Annotated in this window: 19 protein-coding genes; 14 read left to right on the top strand and 5 right to left on the bottom strand. The window is 72.6% G+C overall.

Annotation, left to right across the window (positions count from 1 at the left end):
- Positions 1 to 67 precede the first annotated feature (67 nt).
- Both STRCI_RS09865 and STRCI_RS09860 read left to right on the top strand, forming a co-directional pair.
- Complete coding sequence (locus tag STRCI_RS09865) at positions 68 to 424, top strand: CU044_2847 family protein (protein WP_269658494.1); 357 nt, start codon at positions 68 to 70, stop codon at positions 422 to 424.
- On the top strand, positions 405 to 4,670 hold the full coding sequence (locus STRCI_RS09860) for a serine protease (RefSeq protein WP_269658493.1): 4,266 nt from the start codon (positions 405 to 407) through the stop codon (positions 4,668 to 4,670). The genes STRCI_RS09865 and STRCI_RS09860 overlap by 20 nt, the downstream gene beginning before the upstream one ends.
- Positions 4,671 to 4,708: 38 nt before the next feature.
- On the opposite strand, the gene STRCI_RS09855 is transcribed toward STRCI_RS09860, so the two are convergent.
- The 3 genes from STRCI_RS09855 to STRCI_RS09845 all read right to left on the bottom strand — a co-directional run bounded on the left by STRCI_RS09855 (position 4,709) and on the right by STRCI_RS09845 (position 7,108).
- Positions 4,709 to 4,930 (bottom strand): hypothetical protein, encoded by a 222-nt coding sequence (locus STRCI_RS09855; protein WP_269658492.1) that lies wholly within the window; start codon positions 4,928 to 4,930, stop codon positions 4,709 to 4,711.
- Positions 4,931 to 4,958: 28 nt separating this feature from the next.
- Positions 4,959 to 6,194, bottom strand: a complete 1,236-nt coding sequence (locus tag STRCI_RS09850) for an inorganic phosphate transporter (RefSeq protein ID WP_269658491.1) — start codon at positions 6,192 to 6,194, stop codon at positions 4,959 to 4,961.
- Between the two features lie 164 nt (positions 6,195 to 6,358).
- Positions 6,359 to 7,108 carry a lysozyme gene (locus tag STRCI_RS09845; RefSeq protein ID WP_269658490.1) on the bottom strand — a complete coding sequence of 250 codons (750 nt, stop codon included), beginning with the start codon at positions 7,106 to 7,108 and terminating at the stop codon, positions 6,359 to 6,361.
- Between the two features lie 196 nt (positions 7,109 to 7,304).
- On the opposite strand from STRCI_RS09845, the gene STRCI_RS09840 reads away from it, so the two are divergent.
- The 3 genes from STRCI_RS09840 (at position 7,305) to STRCI_RS09830 (ending at position 10,864) form a co-directional block, all read left to right on the top strand.
- Positions 7,305 to 8,036: a class II aldolase/adducin family protein gene (locus STRCI_RS09840; protein ID WP_269658489.1), complete on the top strand. Its 732-nt coding sequence runs from the start codon at positions 7,305 to 7,307 to the stop codon at positions 8,034 to 8,036.
- A gap of 127 nt (positions 8,037 to 8,163) precedes the next feature.
- The gene (locus STRCI_RS09835) at positions 8,164 to 9,291 is read left to right on the top strand and encodes an alpha/beta hydrolase family protein (RefSeq protein WP_269658488.1); all 1,128 of its coding nucleotides are present in this window, start codon (positions 8,164 to 8,166) and stop codon (positions 9,289 to 9,291) included.
- A gap of 172 nt (positions 9,292 to 9,463) precedes the next feature.
- Positions 9,464 to 10,864, top strand: a complete 1,401-nt coding sequence (locus STRCI_RS09830) for a hypothetical protein (protein WP_269658487.1) — start codon at positions 9,464 to 9,466, stop codon at positions 10,862 to 10,864.
- Here STRCI_RS09830 and STRCI_RS09825 read toward each other — a convergent pair.
- Entirely contained in the window at positions 10,861 to 11,274 is a 414-nt protein-coding gene (locus STRCI_RS09825; protein ID WP_269658486.1) for a VOC family protein, read from the bottom strand. The genes STRCI_RS09830 and STRCI_RS09825 overlap by 4 nt on opposite strands.
- Before the next feature lie 458 nt (positions 11,275 to 11,732).
- Here STRCI_RS09825 and STRCI_RS09820 point away from each other — a divergent pair, with 458 nt between their 5' ends.
- From STRCI_RS09820 to STRCI_RS09810, 3 genes are all read left to right on the top strand, one after another.
- Positions 11,733 to 13,331, top strand: coding sequence for an ABC-F family ATP-binding cassette domain-containing protein (locus STRCI_RS09820; RefSeq protein WP_269658485.1), 1,599 nt, complete (start codon positions 11,733 to 11,735; stop codon positions 13,329 to 13,331).
- A 335-nt stretch (positions 13,332 to 13,666) separates the two neighbouring features.
- Complete coding sequence (locus STRCI_RS09815; protein ID WP_019758351.1) at positions 13,667 to 13,885, top strand: helix-turn-helix domain-containing protein; 219 nt, start codon at positions 13,667 to 13,669, stop codon at positions 13,883 to 13,885.
- A 109-nt stretch (positions 13,886 to 13,994) separates the two neighbouring features.
- Positions 13,995 to 14,786, top strand: coding sequence for an enoyl-CoA hydratase/isomerase family protein (locus STRCI_RS09810; protein ID WP_269658484.1), 792 nt, complete (start codon positions 13,995 to 13,997; stop codon positions 14,784 to 14,786).
- A 4-nt stretch (positions 14,787 to 14,790) separates the two neighbouring features.
- Here the strand turns inward: STRCI_RS09810 and STRCI_RS09805 are convergent, their stop codons facing one another.
- On the bottom strand, positions 14,791 to 15,513 hold the full coding sequence (locus tag STRCI_RS09805; protein WP_269658483.1) for an Asp23/Gls24 family envelope stress response protein: 723 nt from the start codon (positions 15,511 to 15,513) through the stop codon (positions 14,791 to 14,793).
- A gap of 88 nt (positions 15,514 to 15,601) precedes the next feature.
- Here STRCI_RS09805 and STRCI_RS09800 point away from each other — a divergent pair, with 88 nt between their 5' ends.
- The 6 genes from STRCI_RS09800 (at position 15,602) to STRCI_RS09775 (ending at position 19,902) form a co-directional block, all read left to right on the top strand.
- Entirely contained in the window at positions 15,602 to 16,075 is a 474-nt protein-coding gene (locus STRCI_RS09800; protein ID WP_269658482.1) for an Asp23/Gls24 family envelope stress response protein, read from the top strand.
- 31 nt (positions 16,076 to 16,106) lie between these two features.
- On the top strand, positions 16,107 to 16,289 hold the full coding sequence (locus STRCI_RS09795; protein ID WP_269658481.1) for a hypothetical protein: 183 nt from the start codon (positions 16,107 to 16,109) through the stop codon (positions 16,287 to 16,289).
- A 5-nt stretch (positions 16,290 to 16,294) separates the two neighbouring features.
- Entirely contained in the window at positions 16,295 to 16,663 is a 369-nt protein-coding gene (locus STRCI_RS09790; RefSeq protein WP_269658480.1) for an Asp23/Gls24 family envelope stress response protein, read from the top strand.
- Entirely contained in the window at positions 16,660 to 17,352 is a 693-nt protein-coding gene (locus STRCI_RS09785; RefSeq protein WP_269658479.1) for a DUF6286 domain-containing protein, read from the top strand. The genes STRCI_RS09790 and STRCI_RS09785 overlap by 4 nt, the downstream gene beginning before the upstream one ends.
- Entirely contained in the window at positions 17,349 to 17,936 is a 588-nt protein-coding gene (amaP, locus tag STRCI_RS09780) for an alkaline shock response membrane anchor protein AmaP (RefSeq protein ID WP_269658478.1), read from the top strand. The genes STRCI_RS09785 and amaP overlap by 4 nt, the downstream gene beginning before the upstream one ends.
- 514 nt (positions 17,937 to 18,450) lie before the next feature.
- Positions 18,451 to 19,902, top strand: coding sequence for a nitronate monooxygenase (locus STRCI_RS09775; protein WP_269658477.1), 1,452 nt, complete (start codon positions 18,451 to 18,453; stop codon positions 19,900 to 19,902).
- Positions 19,903 to 19,970: the final 68 nt, after the last annotated feature.

The raw sequence follows: 19,970 nt of genomic DNA, 5'->3' as shown, positions 1-19,970 counted from the left end.
CTGCGGTCCGTGACGAACTGGAATACCGGGGACCGATCGAGCGCAGCCGAGGTGGAGGGCCGGGTCCATGGCGTACGTGGGCGAAATGGTGCTGGACGACGGGCAGGTCGTCCTGCTGGAGGTGACGGGCGAGGGGCCCGCCGGAGTGCAGCGCGTGTCGCGCGGCGGCGCGGTCGCCGGGGCGGCCGAGACCCTCCAGCAGGCGCTCGCCCGGGTGCGCCCCGCGCTGGGCGCGGTCCTGGAGGGCGCCCGGGAACTGCCCAGACCGCCCGAATCGGTCACGGTCGAGTTCGGCATCACGCTGAGCGCGGAGGCGGGGGTCGTGGTGGCCAGGGGCTCCACCGAGGCGCACTTCACAGTGACCATGAACTGGGCGAACGAACCGGCGCTTCCCGGGCAGCGCGATGCCGACGCCCGCACCTGACGACGAACTCGCGCGCGGTATCGCCCGGTTCTGGAGCCACGACGGCCAGGTAACCGGCAGCGGCTTCCTCATCGCCGAGGACACCCTGTGCACCTGCGCCCACGTGGTGGCGAACGCGCTGGGCGTCCCCGACACGGACCCGCTCCCGCCGACGGGCGCGGTGACGGTCGACTTCCCCCTCCTCAACCCGCCGTCCGCCCGCCTGCCCGCGACGGTCACGCACTGGCGCCCGGTGGCCGGGGACGGCGGCGGCGACATCGCCCTGCTGCGGCTGTCGGCCGCCCCCGGCACCACCCCCGTCCGCCTCGCGGGCGGCACGGCGGTCTGGGACCACCCCTTCCGCGTCCTCGGCTTCCCCCTCCGCACCGACGACCACGGCGTGTGGGTGGACGGCCGGTTGCGGGCGCCGGTGGGCAAGGGCTGGACGTCGATGGAACCGCGCGGCCGGACCATCGGCCGCGGCTTCAGCGGCGGCCCGGTCTGGGACACGGCGCAGGGCGGCGTCGTCGGCATGACGGTGGCGGCGGACACGGGAACGGGCGCGAGCACGGCGTACCTCATCCCGGCCGCCCACCTCCTGGGCCTGGAACCGGGCCTGTGCTCCTCCCCCTTCCGGGGCCTGGAACCTTTCCGCGAACAGGACGCGACTCTCTTCTTCGCCCGCCGGGCGGACAGCGAACGCATCGCGGAGGCACTGCGCGAACACCCCTTCGTCCCGGTGGCGGGAGCATCGGGAGTGGGCAAGTCGTCGCTGGTACGAGCGGGAGTGCTCCCGTTGCTGCGCGCGGCGGGCCACACGGTGACGGACTTCGCGGGCCAGCCGGACACGGACCCGGTCCGGACCCTGGCGGAGGCGCTGGGCGCACAGTTCCCGCCGGTACGGGAGCCGGCCCGCGCCCTCGGCCAGGACTGCTCGGCGGCGACCCTGCTGGGCGCCCGCATCCTGGCGGAGTCGGGCCCGGCGGGCCATGTCATCCTGCTGGACCAGTTCGAGGAGACGGTGGGAGCACGCCCGGCGGACGCGAGGGCGTTGCTGGACGTGCTGCTGCCGATGGCCAGGGCGGTTCACCCGGAGGGCCGCCGCCTGCGTGTCCTCGCGACCCTGCGCTCGGCCTCCCTGGAGGAGTTGGTCACCGGCGGCCGGGCGGAGGCGCTGAGTGGCACGGTCCAGATGGTGGCCCCGATGACCCCGTCCCAACTGGACGAGGTGGTCCGCCGCCCGGTGGCCGCCATCCCCGGCGTCGCGTTCGAACCGGGCCTGCCGGAACTCCTGGTGTCGGATGCGGGCGGCGAACCAGGAGCGTTGCCCCTGGTCGAATTTGCCCTGGCGGAACTCTGGGACCGCCGCGAACACGGCCGTCTGACCCACACGGCCTACCGCGAGATCGGCGGCGTCGAAGGCGCCCTCTCCCGGTACGCCGACCACCAACTGGCCCAGGTCTGCAAGCCCCCGGACGGCCCCGACGAGCCGACGGCCCGCCGCCTGTTCGAGCGCCTGGCCCGCCCGGTCAGGGGCAAGGAGTACGCCCGAGTGGCCAGGGCCTTCGCCCATCTCCCACCCGAACTCCGCACAGCAGCCCAGGCATTGGCCGCAACCCGCCTCCTGGTCATCTCCCGGGACAGCTCCGGGCGGGAGACGGTGGCCCTGGCACATGAGGCGCTGGTCCGCCAATGGCCCACATTGCGGCGGTGGTTGGACGAGTCACGAGCGTTCCTGACCTGGCACGAGAAGCTGCGGGGCCGGCTGCGGGAGTGGGAGGACAGTGGCTGCAATGACGATCTGCTGCTGCGGGGGCAGGAGTTGGCGACGGCACGGACGACGGCGGCCCTGCGACCCGCCGAACTGTCCTTGTCGGAGAGCGAGTTCATCCGCCGCAGCAAGACTTTCCAACGGCGGTCGGTGCGACGCGGGCGTACGGGGGTGGCGCTGGTGGCGGCGCTGGCCGTGCTCGCGGCGACCCTGACCTACTTCGTCACGCAGGCGGGCCGGGACGCGGACCGCAGGGACAGGGAGACCGCGGCGAACGAACTGGCGGCCCTGGCGCGGGACCGGTTCACCGACGACCCCGTCGAGGGGGCCGCGCTCGCGGTGCTGGCGCATCGGACGGAGCCGACCGAGGAGACGTACCGGGCGCTGCTGGAGGTGTATCCGGGCATGGCCATGGCGCGGAACGTCGAGGAGGGGTTCCTGGGAGGGCGGGTCACCGCGCTGGCCGCCTCGGCGGACGGCAGCCGCGTGGCGGTGCTGACGGAGGATGACGAGGGTGGGGTTCGCGGTGATGTGATCACCGGGCTGTCCGTCGGGAAGCCCGAGAAGCACGGCTTGGACGGGGTGCCCGAGGGGGCCGACTCCGTGGCGGTGAGCGATGACGGGGCCCGGGTGGTGGCAGCGGGTCCCGAGGGTCAGGGCAAGGTGTGGCGGTCGGCCGACCGCGCGGCGGTGGACGAGTGGGCGCGGCGTGATGCTCGGGTCGAGGGCGAGAGCCTCGCCCTGGACTTCTCGGCGGACGGCCGGATCGTGCTGCACGTGGCGAGCAAGGACGTGGACGCCTCCGGGACGTGTCTCACCGGCACACGCCAGGACGGAGTGCGGTTGTACCTCCGCGACACAGGCCGGGGAGACACGAAGAGTGTTCCGCCGGGTCTGCTCCGAGCAGGCGCCTGCCTGACGGAAGCCGCTCTGGCGGGCGCACCGGGGAAGGACACGCCACTGGTCCTCCTGGGCGAGGAAGCCTCGACGGGTGACGTCAGGGATCCCGAGTCGGTGCGCGCGCTCGCGCTGGACTCCGGTGCGCGGCAATGGCAGGAAGGACCCCTCGACGCCGTGTTGATCGGAGCCGGAGGCCGGACGTTGGGGGTCAGGGGGCAGCGGGACTTCGACGGAAGCTTTCGGGATCCGGCGACCGGCGAGCGGCTCGCGGCGGCAGGGAGATACGGATCGCAGCCGGTCTCGGACGTGACCGGCCGCTTCGTCACCGATGACGCGTCGGGCGACATCCTCTGGCATGACGTCGAGACGGGTGCGGACTACGTGACCACCCGCCCCCTGGCCTACGCGGACATCCGGCTGGAATGCCCCGACAACCCCCTCGATCTCGTCACGTCGCGGCCTGGACGCGACCCGGTCCTGCATGTCCTGTGCAACCGGGACCTGGTGACCTTCCGGCTGGATCGGGTACGGCATCCGCCGTTGCGGGGCTGGAAGGAGTCGGCCGAGTTCGCTCCGTCCGGCCAGAAGCTGGCCGTGGTCGGAACCGTCGACGCGTCGGGACTGCCGGAGGGCCGCCTGGTGCTCTCGGTGCTCAGCGGGAATCACTGGCGGGAAGTGCGCGCCGACTGGGGTGAGTTCGGTGAGCAGTCCACCGACTCCGCGATCTTCAGCAGAAGCGGCCGCTCTCTTGTCGTCTGGGGGGACAGGGGGTGGGCGCTCTACGAGGTGCGTACCACTGGGCCGCGGCTGGTGAAGAGGACCCCGAGAGCGAGCCCTGCGGAAGACGCTGCGGAGGATCCGCTCGTGCTGGACGTCCGTGCCTTGGGCAGCGATGACTTCCTCCTGCTCGGTGCTGACGGTGTGCGGCGGCTCGACGCGGACGGCGACCTCACGTCCGCGCACGCGCCCGACTGCAGAGACGCACGAGAGATGAGGCGGTCCGACTGTGTGGCGATCGAGGTCTCGCCGAAGAACGGAACGGCCTGGATGCTCAGACGGGACGGGACGGTCACCATCTGGGACCCGGAGGACGAGCACGGGCGCGGTACGACACGGCGCCTGGGGCTTCTCTCGGACGACTTCCAGCCGCTGGGGTTGCGTTTCCGGGACGACGGTGAGCGCGTGGCGGTGGTGCTCCGTGACGAACTGGTGGTGGCGAACCCTGCCACGGGGGTGAGAGATCACCGGCTACCCGTCCGTGGGCACACCATGATCGGCGCCTACGGCAGTGACGGGCGGATCGTGCTGGCATCGGGCTTCGGGCACGGTTCGTCCTCCGACACCGAGCTCTGGTCCGAGCACGGGGAGGAGCCCATCGCCGCTCTGGGCCTCCTCTGGCCGGAAGGCGCCTGGCGCACCGCCGGCAACGCGCTGCACTACGGCACGGACTGGGGGATCGGGAAGATCCCGCTGGACAAGGACACGCTCGTCAAGACCCTGTGCGGTCCGCTCGGCGACTACGACCCGCGCGCCCTCAGGGAGAACCTCCCACCCGCGTCGTACGCGAAAGCGCCCTGCTCCGCGGACCTCCGTTAGGAGATCCCGGAACAGGGCGCGAGTCCGTGCGGTGGGCGTCAGGCCACGATCAGATAGATCCCGTAGCCGACCGCCGCGGCGCACGCCGCGAAGCACGCGTACGCGCCCGTGACCGCCGCCGTCGCGGTACCGCCCTGCTCCGCAGCCCGCTCGCGGCGCGCGAGGCCCGCGATGCCGAGGGTGAACAGGGCCACCAGGGCCACGGTGACCACGAGGCTGACGCCGAAGACGGAACCGAGAGCCGCCCAGTCGATCTTCATGGTGATGTTTCCTTCGCTGGGTGGGGGGTCAGACGGTGGCCTGCGACGGGGCCGGCTCGCCCGCGGGGGCCGGGATCGTCGCCGAGAGGTCCTCGGTCACCGTGCCCGCCGGGGGCGGGGTCACGGCGGCCATCGCCGTCGTCACGACACCCGCGGGCTCCTCGGTCCCGTTGACGTTCGTGTGGTCGACGACCTCACGCCGCGAGATCTTCCAGATCGCCGCGCTGGAGGCGATCAGGAACACCGCGACCACGCCGGTGCCCCAGCTGCCGAAGCCGGTGACCCACTCCGCGATCGCGGCGACCAGGGCCGCGGCCGGCAGGGTCAGACCCCAGGCGACGAACATCCGCGTCGCGGTGGACCAGCGGACCACACCGCCCTTGCGGCCGAGCCCCGCGCCCATCACCGAGCCGGAGACGGAGTGCGTGGTGGAGAGGGAGAAGCCGAGGTGGGAGGAGGCGAGGATGACCGTCGCCGCGCTGGTCTGGGCGGCGAAGCCCTGCTGCGGCTGGAGGTCGGTGAGGCCCTTGCCCATGGTGCGGATGATCCGCCAGCCGCCGAGGTAGGTGCCGAGCGCGATGGCCAGGCCCGCGGAGAGGATGACCCACATGGGCGGGTCGGAGTCGGGGGCGAGGGTGCCGCCGGCGACCAGGGCGAGGGTGATGATGCCCATCGTCTTCTGGGCGTCGTTGGTGCCGTGGGCGAGGGAGACCAGACCGGCGGAGGCGATCTGCCCGGCGCGGTAGCCCTTCTCGGAGGACTTGCTGCCCTCCGCCATCTTGCCGAGTGAGTACATCAGCTTCGTCGCCAGCATCGCGGCGATACCCGCGACCAGCGGGGCGGCGATGGCCGGGATCAGGACCTTGGTGACGAGCACGTCGCCGTGGACCGCGCCGACGCCCGCCGAGGCGATGGTGGCGCCGATCAGACCGCCCATGAGGGCGTGCGAGGAGCTGGAGGGCAGGCCCACCAGCCAGGTCAGCAGGTTCCAGAGGATCGCGCCGACCAGGGCGGCGAAGATGACCTCGGGACGGATGCCGGTCTCGTCGACGAGACCTTTGGAGATCGTGTTGGCGACCTCCACGGAGAGAAAGGCGCCGACAAGGTTCAGCACGGCGGACATGGCCACCGCGACCTTGGGCTTGAGCGCACCGGTCGAGATGGTGGTGGCCATCGCGTTGGCGGTGTCGTGGAAACCGTTCGTGAAATCGAACGCGAGTGCGGTTACCACCACAATCGCGAGGATCAGCGAGAAGCTTTCCATTTACCCAGGCAATCGTTCGAGGTCATTGGTCGGATGAACGTAGGTAACCTGGATGAACGGAAGGTGAACTGGGGCAGGCCGCACGGTGTCCGGAGGCGAGTTTTGGCCTTCCGTTTACACCGCGCGACACCGCACGGGATCACGGGCCTCAGTCGCCCCAAGGGTCAGGTGCCCCGGGCGAACTTCCTGAGCTGGCTCAGGGACCCGTTGAAGAGATTCTGGTCACCCGGCAGGCTGCCGCCGTTGTCGTACTGCCAGAAGGTCCACATCGACCAGCCGGCCGGCAGGGTGCCCGCGCTGGTGGAGTTGTAGCGGGCCACCCACAGCGCGTGGTCGGAGGCGAAGGCCCGGCTGCCGCCCGTGCAGGTGTTCCACCAGTGGGCGGTCGTGTAGATCACCGGCCGACGGCCGGTCAGCCGCTTCACCTCGCCGCTGAACGCCTTGATCCAGCCGACCATCCTCGACCGGGTCAGGCCGTAGCACTTGTGGTCCTTGTCGTACGGGTTGTATTCGATGTCCAGCGCGGGCGGCAGCGTCCAGCCGTCCGCCGTCCAGCCGCCGCCGTTGCGCACGAAGTGCGCGGCCTGGGCCTTCCCCGACGACTTGTTCGGCAGCGCGAAGTGGTACGCCCCGCGGATCAGGCCCGCGCCGCGGGAGCCGTCGTACTGCTGGCGGAAGTAGGGGTTGCGATAGGTGTGGGATTCGGTCGCCTTGACGTAGACGAACCTGGCGCCCCTGGACTTCGCCCGCTGCCAGTCGACGTTCTTCTGGTGGGACGAGACGTCGTGCCCCTTGGGGCGGCTCGCCGCGCCGGCCGGAGTCTCGGCCAGCGCGGTTCCCCCGACGGTGAGTGCCGCCACGGACGCCGCGAGAACGCGGGCGCGACGGCGGAACGGTTTGCGATCACGGGCCATGTTTCCCCCCGGAATGGCTGCGTGCACAACAAATCAGCCAGAGAGTACTGGAAGTTCGGGGAATGCTCGTCGATCTCCGGCCAAGCACTGAGAAGTATCCTTTCGTCCCGCTGTGCGCCCTTCCGGACGCCTGACTTCCGGCCTAAAGTGCCCCGGCCCGACGGCCGTCCGGGGGCGGGGCTGGCAGGATCGCGGCATGGCTGAGCAGCGAGGGAAGCGGCGGGGCGCGGGGGAAGCGGGGGAGGGCGCACAGGAAGTGCGGGAGCCGTGGCGGGAGGGTGTGCGTCCCGAGGAGACGCGGGCCTGGGCGGACCTGGTCGCCACCGCCCGCCGGACGGTCTCCGAGGGGCTGGTCGTGGGCACCTCGGGCAATGTCTCGGTGCGCATCGGGGACACGGTCCTGGTCACACCGTCGGGAGTGCCCTACGACCGGCTCGCGCCCGAGGACATCACGGGCGTCGACCTCTCCGGCCGCCAGGTGCTCGGAACGCTCCGGCCGACCAGCGAGCTGCCGATGCATCTCGCCGTCTACGGCGCCACCGGCGCCCGCGCCGTCGTCCACACCCACGCGGTGCACGCCACGGCCGTCTCGACGCTGGTCCAGGAGGTCCCGGCGATCCACTACATCACCGCGGACCTCGGCGGCCCCGCCCGGGTTGCCCCGTATGCGACATACGGCACCGAGGAGTTGGCCGAGAACATGCTCCGAGCCCTGACCGGCCGAACCGCCTGCCTCCTCCAGAACCACGGCACGATGGCGTACGGCACGACCCTCGCCCAGGCCTACGACCGCACGGCCCAACTGGAGTGGATGTGCCGGGTGTGGCTCACGGCATCCTCGGTACCGGGCCGGACACCGTCACTGCTGTCGGGGGAGCAGCTGGCAGAGGTCGGCGAGAAGCTACGGGGCTACGGCCAGCCGGGGTAGCCGACCCTGGCTGACCTGGCTGCGGGCAAGCGAAACCTACCCCCCCACGGCACCCCCGCTCCGCCGACCGTCACCCCCACCCGCCCTCCCACTGGCCGCCGACCGGGTCCCCCAGGACACTGGACTGGTGCGCACTGTCACAGCGACGGCCGCTGCCGTCACCATGGCCCTGGCCGCCGGCGCGGCAAGCGTGGCCGCCGGCCGCCTCGCCAGCGACGCCGCGCTCAAGGCGCCCCCCGGCAGACCCCTGCCCACCGAACCCCGGCTCACCGTGCACGGCACGGCCGCCGGCCAGATCACGCTCACCCGCGACCTGGCCTCCCTGCGCCCCGGCACCTACGGCCTCGGCGGCGACGGCTCGCACGCGGTCGTCGGCCCCGTCCTCCCCACGGCGACCCACACCGCCGACACCGCGGTCCGCCGCCTGGAACGCGTCACCCACGGCACCCTCGCCCCCGGCGACCGGGTCTGGCTCACCCCCAACCTCCACATCGGCGACCCCGCCGCCGCCCTGGGCCTCGACCACGCCGACATCGACATCCCCGGCGAACTCGGCTCCCTGCCCGCGTGGTTCGTCCCCGGCACCCGCACCACCTGGGTCATCGCGGTGCACGGCCTCGGCACCACCCGCGAACTGTCCATGAACGTCATGGAGTTCCTCGCCGCCCGCCAGTTCCCGGTCCTCGCCCTCGCCTACCGCGGCGACCTCGGCGCGCCCCGCTCCCCGGACGGCCTCAACCACCTCGGCGAGACCGAGTGGCGCGACCTGGACGCGGCGATCCGCTACGCCGTGCGCTACGGCGCCGAACAGGTCGTCCTGCTCGGCTGGTCCATCGGCGCCACCATGGCCCTGCGCGCCGCCGCCCGCTCCGGACTGCGCGACCGAGTCTCCGGGCTGGTCCTGGACTCCCCGGTGCTCAACTGGGAGGCGACCCTGCGCGCCCTGGCGGCGGCCCGCCGCACCCCGGGCGCCCTGCTCCCGCTCGCCGTCCGCGCCGCCCAGGGCCGCACGGGCCTGTACGGCGACCACGCCACCTCGGGCGGCACCCCGGAGGCGGTCACCGTGCCGACCCTGATCTTCCACGGCCCCGACGACACCGTCGCCCCCTGGACCTTCTCCCGCCGCCTCGCGGCCGCCCGCCCCAACCTGGTCAACCTCCACACCGTCAAGCGCGCTCCCCACGGCGCGATGTGGAACGCCGACCCCAAGTCCTACGAGGAATCCCTGCGCCGCTTCCTGACCCCCCTGATGTGAACGCCCTGTCCCGCGCCCCCTCGGGACCGGTCGCACACGTTCCGTTTAACCCCGTACGACTGGCCTGTTATCGGCCCCCCGCCGCTCGCGGGACCCCGTGCGTTGGCCATCCCCGTCGCCCCTCGTGACATTCCGTTTGGGTTTTCGGACCGTCAACCGGAAGACTGCACCCGTGACGTCCCGTATCCCGCGCGACTCCAGGCTTCGACTCGTCCGCCCGCGACCCCTGGCCGCCGCCCCCAGAGCCGTGAACCAGCGGCGCCCCCGCCGCGCCGCACCACGCCCTCCGGAGGGCACCCCGGCCCCCGCGGAACTGGCCGGAATGGCACGTACCGGTCTGGCCGCCGCGGCCCGCGTCGCCCACTGGGCCGACGCCGCCCTGCGCCCCGGCCGCGACGGCGCGCACTCCGACGGCAAGGGCGCCCTGTCCGACGCGACCGCCGAACGGGCCGCCGCCGATCTGCACCTGACCGCAGTTCAGGTCCGCGCCGACTGGGACATCGCCCGCCTCGCCGGCCTCATCGAGGTGCACGGCGACAGCGCCCGCCCGGGGTGGCGGCTGCGCGCCTGGCACCGCGACGACAGCGCCGTGCTGCGCGGCTGGGTCGCCCTCTTCGACGCCTGGTCGCTCGCCTACCCGGAGCCCGTCGACCACGAGCCCGCCGCCGTCGCCGAGGTCGTCTCGGCCATGCCCCAGGTGCTCTCCTTCCTCCAGCTGTCCGCCGGCCCCGTGCCGGTGGCGCAACTCCTCGACCTGCTGGAGCAGCGCGTCACCGAACTGCGCACCGAGCGCTGCGAGATCCCCTTCGGCCCGCAGCCCGAGCCGGACCCCGAAGCCCGTACCGAGGACACCCCGCTCGCCCCCCTCCTCGACTGGGCCCTGCACGCCCTCGCCTCGGTCGGCGCCCTCACCTGCGGCGACGGCCAGGCCACCCTCACCCCGCTGGGCAGCTGGGCGGTCTGGGTCAAGCTGGAGCAGATCTGCGTCGCCGCGCAGAGCCCCGCCGGGAACATCGAGCAGGCCGCCGAGGGCATGCTCCGCGGCTGCGCCCAGCTCCGCCCCAACGCCGCCCGTGCCGAGTACCGCGCCTGGCTCGCCGCCCGCCCCGTCGGCAGCGCCGTCACCGAGCTGATCCACGCCGCCCGCGGCGAGGACGCCCTGCTGCGCGGCCTCGCCTTCGAGGCGCTGCGCGTCGTCGGCGCCCCCGCCGAGCCCGACGTACGGTCCGTGGCCGAGGAGGCCGCCCTGCGGCCGTACGCCCTGCTGTGGCTGGCCGAGCACGACGGGGTCGACCCCGAGGACGCCCATGAGGTGCTCACCCGGGAAGAGGCCACCTGGCTCTGGGTCGACACCGCCGCGGCCGTCGCCGACCACGGCGAGGCCCCGATGCTCGTCCGCCACCTGGAGTCCGCGCTTCAGCCCACGGTCCCCGCCCTGCTGGACGAGGTCCGCTCGGTGGGCCACCCGCGCACCGTGCAGGTCCTGGTCGCCCTGGCCGCCGCACACCCCGACCCGGCCCTGGCCAAGGCCGTCCGCCGGGCCGCCTTCCAGGTGCACACGGGCGGGAACTAGCCGCCGGTCTCCGGCGCATAGGTGCCGAAGCTCCAGATGTTGCCCTCGGCGTCCCGGGCCATGTAGTCCCGGGAGCCGTAGTCCTGGTCCGTCGGGGGCATCAGGATCTCCACGCCGTGCTCCACGGCGCGCCGGTGGTGTTCGTCCACGTCGTCCACGACGACGTACACCCCCACCGGGCCCGCGCCCTTCATCGCCGTGTCGAAGACACCACCGCGGCCCTTCGAACCGACCATCACCGCGCCGTTGCCCTGGGCCAGTTCGGCGTGGAACACCGAGCCGTCCGCGCCCTCGTACACCGTCAGCTCGGTGAAGCCGAGGCCCTCCGTGAGCTGCCTGATCGCGGCGCGCGCGTCCGCGTACAACACCGTCGGATAGATGCTCGGACGCCCGCTCTCCGTGCCCGCCATGCCGATCACTCCCTCGCCGTCCGCCTGAAAAGCCGTAGTCCGCCCGGGAATCCCACTGCCGTCAGTGTCGCAGCGACCACCGACAACGCCTCCTGCCCGGGGTGCCGCCCCGCAGGCGGTGCCGACCCGTTGGCTGAAGAACGCCGTCGGGGACCGCCCGTACGCGCCGCCCCGTCCGGCACGACTGCCGGACCTGGTCCGGCCGCCCCCCCGCAGCGCGCGTGCCGAACGTCACGTGCGGCCGCCCACCGCCCCCCAAGGCGTCGCGGACGTCCCAGCTCACCGCGGTGCCCGGATCACCCCGTGCCCCCGGCCCCTCCCCGGTAAGGGTCCCAGCGGCCGAAAACCGCTTGCACAGCCCCGTTAGACTGGCCGCATGGCCATTCTCCTCGCGCATTAGACGGCGGGAACGTCCTCAGCCGCCCATTCCGCCAACGACCCCGCCTTGGAGTCTGACCGTGATCTCCGCCACCGGCATCGAGCTGCGCGCCGGCGCCCGTGTCCTCATCGAGTCCGCCACCTTCCGTGTCGCCAAGGGCGACCGCATCGGCCTGGTCGGCCGCAACGGCGCCGGCAAGACCACTCTGACCAAGTGCCTGGCGGGCGAGGGCCTCCCCGCCGGCGGTGCCATCACCCGCTCCGGAGAGGTCGGCTACCTCCCGCAGGACCCGCGCACCGGCGACCTCGACGTGCTCGCCCGCGACCGCGTCCTGTCCGCGCGCGGCCTGGACGTCCTGATCCGCAAGATGCGCGAGAACGAGGAGCGCATCGCCAACGGCAAGGGCAGCACCCGCGACAAGGCGATGAAGCAGTACGAGCGCCAGGAGACGGAGTTCCTCACCAAGGGCGGTTACGCCGCCGAGGCCGAGGCCGCCACCATCGCCGCCGCGCTGAACCTCCCCGACCGGGTGCTCGGCCAGCCGCTGCACACCCTCTCCGGTGGTCAGCGCCGCCGTATCGAGCTCGCCCGGATCCTGTTCTCGGACGCCGACACCCTGCTGCTCGACGAGCCGACCAACCACCTCGACGCCGACTCGATCATCTGGCTGCGCGACTACCTCAAGACCTACCGCGGCGGCTTCATCGTGATCTCCCACGATGTCGACCTGGTCGAGACGGTCGTCAACAAGGTGTTCTACCTGGACGCCAACCGCGCCCAGATCGACGTCTACAACATGGGCTGGAAGCTCTACCAGCAGCAGCGCGAGGCCGACGAGAAGCGCCGCAAGCGCGAGCGCGCCAACGCCGAGAAGAAGGCCGCCGCGCTGCACTCGCAGGCCGACAAGATGCGCGCCAAGGCCACCAAGACGGTGGCCGCGCAGAACATGGCGCGCCGCGCGGACAAGCTGCTCGCCGGCCTGGAGGCGGTGCGCGTCTCCGACAAGGTCGCCAAGCTGCGCTTCCCCGAGCCCGCGCCCTGCGGCAAGACCCCGCTGACCGCCGAGGGCCTGTCGAAGTCGTACGGCTCGCTGGAGATCTTCACCGACGTCGACCTGGCCATCGACAAGGGGTCCCGGGTCGTCATCCTCGGCCTCAACGGCGCCGGCAAGACCACGCTGCTCCGGCTGCTCGGCGGTGTGGAGAAGCCCGACACCGGCGAGGTCGTCGAGGGCCACGGACTCAAGCTCGGCTACTACGCCCAGGAGCACGAGACCCTCGACCCGGAGCGCACGGTCCTGGAGAACATGCGCTCCGCCGCGCCCGACATGGACCTGGTCGAGGTCCGCAAGGTGCTGGGCTCGTTCCTGTTCTCCGGTGACGACGTCGACAAGCCGGCCCGGGTCCTCTCCGGCGGTGAGAAGACCCGTCTCGCGCTCGCGACCCTGGTGGTCAGCTCGGCGAACGTGCTGCTGCTCGACGAGCCGACCAACAACCTCGACCCGGCCAGCCGCGAGGAGATCCTCGGCGCGCTGCGCACCTACAAGGGCGCCGTCGTTCTGGTCACCCATGACGAGGGCGCCGTCGAGGCGCTCCAGCCGGAGCGGATCATTCTGCTGCCGGACGGCGTCGAGGACCTGTGGGGCGCGGACTACGCGGATCTCGTCGCCCTCGCTTGATCGAATGGTTGATCCACTGCGTATGGATCATTCGGCCGATCCGTGATCCATCATCTGTGTGAGATCTCCTCGTACCGAGGTGTGTCCTACATCCATTTCACGGCCGAGCCCTTTGTCGACAAGGGCTCGGCCGTCGTGCGTCCCTGACCTGGAGCTTCGCGGAACAACCCGTTCAGCGGTACGCGAGAGGCCGTGCGGAATCAGGCATTCCTCTTGTGTGGACCTGCTCCTGTCGTCAAATCCGTGTCTCACGGACCTTGCCGAATGGGTGGCCATGAAGCCCAGGAGGGGTGATCATGAGGAGACCAGAGCGCACTTCCCATGAGGAGGCACGGGTGGCCGAGACTCTGAAGAAGGGCAGCCGGGTTACCGGCGCCGCGCGCGACAAGCTCGCGGCAGACCTGAAGAAGAAGTACGACTCCGGTGCGAGCATCCGGGCGCTGGCCGAGGAGACCGGCCGCTCGTATGGCTTCGTACACCGGATGCTCAGCGAGTCGGGCGTCACGCTGCGTGGGCGTGGCGGGGCGACACGCGGCAAAAAAGCCGCGGGCTGACCTCGGGCGGCCCATCGGCTTCGATGGTGGCCACCCGGTCGTTCAGTCTGACCGGCCGGGTGGTTACTGTGCAGTCACTTAGCTGACCGCACAGCATCGGAGGCGCTCCATGGCTTCGCTCGACCCGGTTCTCGACAAGGACGGCGTACGACTCACCGTCGACGACGCAGTCGCCACGGTGACGCTGACCAACCCCGACAAGCGCAACGCGCAGAGCCCCGCTCTGTGGCGGGCGCTCACCGAGGCCGGTCGGCTGCTGCCCGGATCCGTCCGGGTCGTCGTGCTGCGGGCCGAGGGCAAGTCCTTCTCGGCCGGACTCGACCGGCAGGCGTTCACGCCGGAGGGTTTCGACGGCGAACCGTCGTTCATCGATCTCGCGCGCGGCAGCGACGCCGAGCTCGACGCGACCATCGCCGAGTACCAGGAGGCGTTCACCTGGTGGCGGCGCAGTGACCTCGTGTCCATCGCCGCCGTCCAGGGGCACGCCATCGGGGCGGGCTTCCAGCTCGCTCTCGCCTGCGATCTGCGCGTCGTCGCGGACGACGTGCAGTTCGCCATGCGTGAGACCAGCCTCGGCCTGGTCCCCGACCTGACGGGCACCCACCCCCTGGTGGGCCTCGTCGGCTACGCCCGGGCGCTGGAGATCTGCGCCACCGGGCGCTTCGTCACGGCCGAGGAGTCGGTCAGCACCGGCCTGGCCAATGTCGCCGTGCCCGCGGACCAGCTCGACGACGCCGTACGCGACCTCGCCGGCGCCCTGCTGGCGGCGCCCCGGGACGCGGTCATCGAGACCAAGGCCCTGCTGCGCGGCGCCACGGACCGCACCTACGAGGACCAGCGCGTCGCCGAGCGCGCCGCCCAGGCGCGCCGTCTGCGGGACCTGGCCGGCGTAGGGGAGTGAGCCCTCACCCGACGACGGCGGTGACCAGGACCGCCACCGTCGGGTGATCCGACAGCGCCTTCGCCACCTCGGCGCGGACCGCGCGGGCCACCTCCACGGCCCGATGGTCCGCGGCCATGGCGAGCTCCAGCCGGACATGCCGTGCGGGCAGCGCGGCCCCGGCGGGCCGTTCCTCGATGTGCACCGGCCGGCCGAGGCCGACCGGCGCCCCGGCGAGACCGGCCACGCCCGGCACCGCGAGCGCGGCCCGCGCGGCGCGGGACTCGTCGCCGTCCGCGGGCTCCCGCGCCGACGGCGGCTCCTGCGGCCGTACCGGGGCGGGCTCCGGAGCATCCTCCAGCAGGGCCGTCACCCGCAGGTCCACCTCCGTGACCGTCAGCCCGAGCCGCTCGTCCGCGGCCCTGGCCAGCGCCGCCCGCAGCCGGTCCGCCACCGCGGGCAGCGGCTTCGCCGCCGTCGCCGCGAACTCCGCCGTCACCCGCAGCGCACCGGGCGACAGCGCGCTCGGCGGCGGCGGTACGACGGACTCCCGCACCCGCTCGGGGTCCGCGAGGCCGATCCGCAGCGCGCCCAGGCGCACCCCCGGCATGCCGTGCGCCGCGCGCTCCAGCACCGCCACGGCCGCCTGTTCCGCGATCCACGCGCCGTCCCGCGCCCCGCCCAGGGGCAGCAGTCTGCCCAGACCCAGCTGATGCCGAACCGCCCGCGTCCATCCGTCCGCCGTCATTACCCCAGCCTGCCGCATCCCCGGGGCGCGATGGGGCATCCGCACTTACGGTGGTCGAAGGACGACGAACCGAAAGGGACGTACGGCGATGAGCGACACGACACAGAAGTCCCAGGTCGAGCAGGAGCCGACCGTACAGACCCGTAAGGCCGTCAAGCGCGGCGGCGGTGACCCCTCGACCCGCGGGCGGACCACCATCGCCGACGGCGTCGTGGAGAAGATCGCGGGCCTCGCCGCGCGCGACGTCCTCGGCGTGCACGCGATGGGCAGCGGCCTGAGCCGGACCTTCGGCGCGGTGCGGGACCGGGTGCCGGGCGGCGGCTCGAAGTCCGTCACCCGCGGGGTGAAGGCCGAGGTCGGCGAGGTGCAGACCGCGCTCGACCTGGAGATCGTCGTCGACTACGGCGTGTCCATCGCCGACGTCGCACGGGCGGTCCGGGAGAACGTGGTCTCCGCGGTGGAGCGCATGACCGGCCTGGAAGTGGTCGAGGTCAATATCGCGGTGAGCGATGTGAAGCTGCCCGACGAGGAGGAAGAGGAACTGGAGCCCAGGATCCAGTGACCGGCCGACGCACCGCTGAGGGGAGCGCACCATGAGCATGGCCGTGGTCGGCATGATCGCCGGCATGGCGCTGGGCTTCGCCGGGTACTTCGGCGGGTTCGGCGCCTTCCTGCTGGTGGCCGCGCTGGGCGCCATCGGTTTCGTCGTCGGCCGGTTCCTCGAAGGGGATCTGGAGCTCGGTGACTTCTTCCGCAGCCGCAACGACCGGCGGTGACGTAGGTGAGCGCCGACCCCGGTGAGGTCCGCCTGCCGCGGGCCGCCGTGCCGCCCGGTGAGCGCGGCTCCACCCGGATCGCCGACCGGGTCGTGGCGAAGATCGCCTCCCAGGCCGCCCGCGAGGCCCTCGGCCCCCTGCCCGGGGACGCGGCACCCCCGCACGCGGGCGTCGTGGTTCACCACGACATTGCGCGCGTGCGGGTCCATCTCGAACTCGACTACCCCACCGACATCGGCGCCCGCTGCGCCGCCGTGCGTCGTCATGTCACCGAGCGGGTAGGCGCGTTGGTGGGCATGGAGGTGCCGGAGGTAGCCGTTCAGGTGGAGCGGCTGCACTCGGCACATGGCGCGGCACAGGGGAGGACGCGATGAGCGAGCCCCAGGGCTCGGAGGGCTCCGAGGGCACCACACAACCCATGCCGGTCGTCGAGAAGGCGGCCAGCACCGGCACACTCGACCAGAACGCCTCCGCGGCCGCCTACGACCCCCCGCCGCCCGTCCTGGACGGTGAGAACGGCGCCAACGGCCGCTTCTGGTCCGCCCGTCGGGTCCCGGCCGCCGTGGTCGCCGTGCTCCTGCTGGTCCTCGCGGGCGCGTTCCTCTACGACGTCGTCGCCGTGCGCACCGACCGGTCCGCGATGGAGTGGCGGCGCGAACTGGCCCGGCAGCTCGCCGAACGCCCCCTCGACGACACCTGGGTGCTGGTCGGCGCGGGCGTTGCCGTCGCGCTCGGCCTGTGGCTGGTCGTCCTGGCCACCACCCCCGGCCTGCGCGCCGTGCTGCCGATGACCCGCACCCACCCCGATGTCCGTGCCGGACTCGACCGCGAGGCCGCCGCCCTGACCCTGCGCGACCGGGCCATGGAGATCGCGGGCGTGCAGTCGGTACGGGTCCGGATGGGCCGCAAGCGGGCCGACGTCCGCGCGGTCTCCCACTTCCGCGACCTGGACGACGTTCGCGCCGACCTGGACGACGTCCTCGCCGACGCGATCCGCGGCCTCGGCCTGTCCCGGCCGCCCGCGCTCTCGGTGCATGTACGACGGCCCGGACGGAAGGGGTGAGCGCCGTGCTGAGGACCGTCAACCGTGTCCTGCTCGCCGTCATCGGCGTCGTCCTGGTCCTGCTCGGCGGCTCCGTGCTCGCCGTCGGCCTCGGCCTGGACCCGCCGTCCTGGTGGATCCACCACAGCAAGCACGACGTCCTGCTCAGCGACGCCGAGCGCACCCGCTGGCGCGCCGAGGGCTGGTGGTGGCCGACCGTCATCGCGGTGCTCGTGGTCCTGGTGCTGCTCGCCCTGTGGTGGCTGACCGCGGTCCTGCGGCGCCGCCGCCTCACCGAGGTCCTGGTCGAGACCGGCGACGGCGAGGGCGCGCTGCTGCGGGGCCGCGCCCTGGAGACGGTACTGACCGACGAGGCGGCGTCGGCGGACGGTGTCCACCGGGCGCGGACCCACTTGACCGGCCGCAGAAACGCCCCCGAGGCCCGCGTACGGCTGCTGCTGGAGCCGCATGTGGACCCGGGGGCGGCGCTGACGGAGCTGACCGATCAGGCGCTGACCCATGCGCGGGAGTCGGCCGGACTGGCGGCGCTGCCCGCGGAGGTCAGGATGCGGGCGGCCAAGCACCGGGCGGAGCGGGTCGGTTGAGCCCCGGGGAGCCTTCCGGAAGGTGGCTGGGGCGAGCGCACCGGAGCCTTTCGGTTTGATCCTTGCCCGGAGCCTTCCGCCCCGCCGTCCACGAGGCCGGCGTCGTCCACGGGAGCACGGTGGGGGACGTGCCCGAACCGGGCTCCGGGCACGTCAGCGACGCACGGTGCGTCGCCCGCGAAGGGCTTCGCCGACCGGGATCCTGGCCACCGGCCTCAGCGTCGCCGGCCCGGACGAACCGCGCCAAGCCGCCTGCGCCCGCGGCGTGGCCGGCCGAGTCACCGCAGTCACGCACGACATCTGTGAGCCCCTGCCGCTCCGGGAGGTCCGCCGGGACACCGCGGCCCGGCGGATGTTCCTCTGCGCGGTCGCACGGTCCGCCGCACCGGCGACAGCCACGGACGCCCGCTGCTGAACCCGGGGGGGTGGAGGGCGCGAATTCTGGTTACGGTACCGTAGGTTACGGAACCGTAAGTACGTGTTCCGGACCCGGCTACCATCCTTGCGAGGACCGATGAGCACACCCCGGACGAGGGCCGACCTGCCCTGGCTGATCCAAGGCGGAATGGGGGTGGGCGTGTCCGGCTGGCGCCTGGCTCGCGCCGTCGCGCGTACCGGGCAGTTGGGTGTCGTCTCCGGTACCGCCCTGGACACCCTGCTGATCCGGGTGCTGCAGGGCGGTGACCCCGGCGGCCACCTGAGACGGGCGCTGGCAGCCTTCCCGGTACCGGAACTTGCCGATTCCATACGGGAGCGCTACTTCGTCGAGGGCGGGATCGGTGCCGGCGAGCGGTTCGCGGCCACACCCCGGCTGACGGCCGAGGAAGCGTGCCCGGCCCGGTCGCTGACCGTCGTGGCCAACTTCTGCGAGGTGTGGCTCGCCCGGGAGGGCCACGAAGGCCCGGTCGGCGTCAACTACCTGGAGAAGGTCCAGCTCGCCACGGTCCCCGCGATGTTCGGCGCGATCCTGGCCGGTGTGGACCATGTGCTGGTCGGCGCGGGCATTCCCGCACAGATCCCGGGCATCGCGACCCAGCTCGCCCAACTGCAGCCCGTCACCGCGCGACTGGACGTCGACGGTGACGACAAGCCCGTGGACCTGCACTTCGACCCGGCCTCGGTGCTGCGCGGAGCGCAGCCGGGGCCCCTGCGTCGCCCCGGCGTCCTGGCCATCGTCTCGCTGCCGGCCCTGGCGTCGTATCTGAACCGATCCGACCAGACCACCCCGGACGGCTTCGTCGTCGAGGGGCACCGCGCCGGCGGGCACAGCGCGCCCCCGCGCGGGCCGATGCGTCTGGACGAGCAGGGCGATCCTCTCTACGGCCCCCGGGACACCCCTGATCTCGCGAAGATGGCCGCCCTCGGCCTGCCCTTCTGGATCGCCGGCGGCCAGTGCGGACCGGACCAACTTCGCCGGGCGAGGGCAGCGGGCGCGGCCGGCGTCCAGGTCGGCAGTGTCTTCGCGCTCTGCGAGGAGTCAGGCCTTGACCCGCGGTTGCGGCGGGAGCTGGTCGAGCGCGAGCTTCGCTCCGAACTGACGGTGCGCAACGATCCCGCGGCCTCTCCGACCACTTTTCCGTTCAAGGTCGCCGACCTGCCGGGCACGTTGGCCGACCCCGGCGTGAGCTCGGCGCGCTCCCGGGTCTGCGACCTCGGCTATCTGCGCACCCCCTACCGTACCGAGTACGGCGCGATCGGATATCGCTGCCCGGCGGAGCCCGCCGCGATGTACGTCCGCAAGGGCGGTACGGCCGAGCAGACCGAGGGCCGGCAGTGCCTGTGCAATGGGCTGCTGGCGGCCGTCGGGCTCGGGCAGCGCCGTCCGCAGGGCATGGTGGAGCCTCCTGTCGTCACGATCGGCCAGGACCTCGGCTTCCTGCGGCAGATCGCCCCCGAGGGGCGGCCGTACAGCGCGGAGTCGGTGGTGCGATGGCTGTCAGCGGGCCTGGTGGAAGCGCCGGTGTGAGCGTCGCGTCGGTGTCACCCGCCGCCGCACCCTGACCGGCGGCGGCACACTGAGGTTCGTCCACGCCG

Origin of the sequence: Streptomyces cinnabarinus, from assembly GCF_027270315.1 — a bacterium.
Classification (GTDB): domain Bacteria; phylum Actinomycetota; class Actinomycetes; order Streptomycetales; family Streptomycetaceae; genus Streptomyces; species Streptomyces cinnabarinus.
This window is presented reverse-complemented; position numbering and strand designations above follow the sequence as displayed.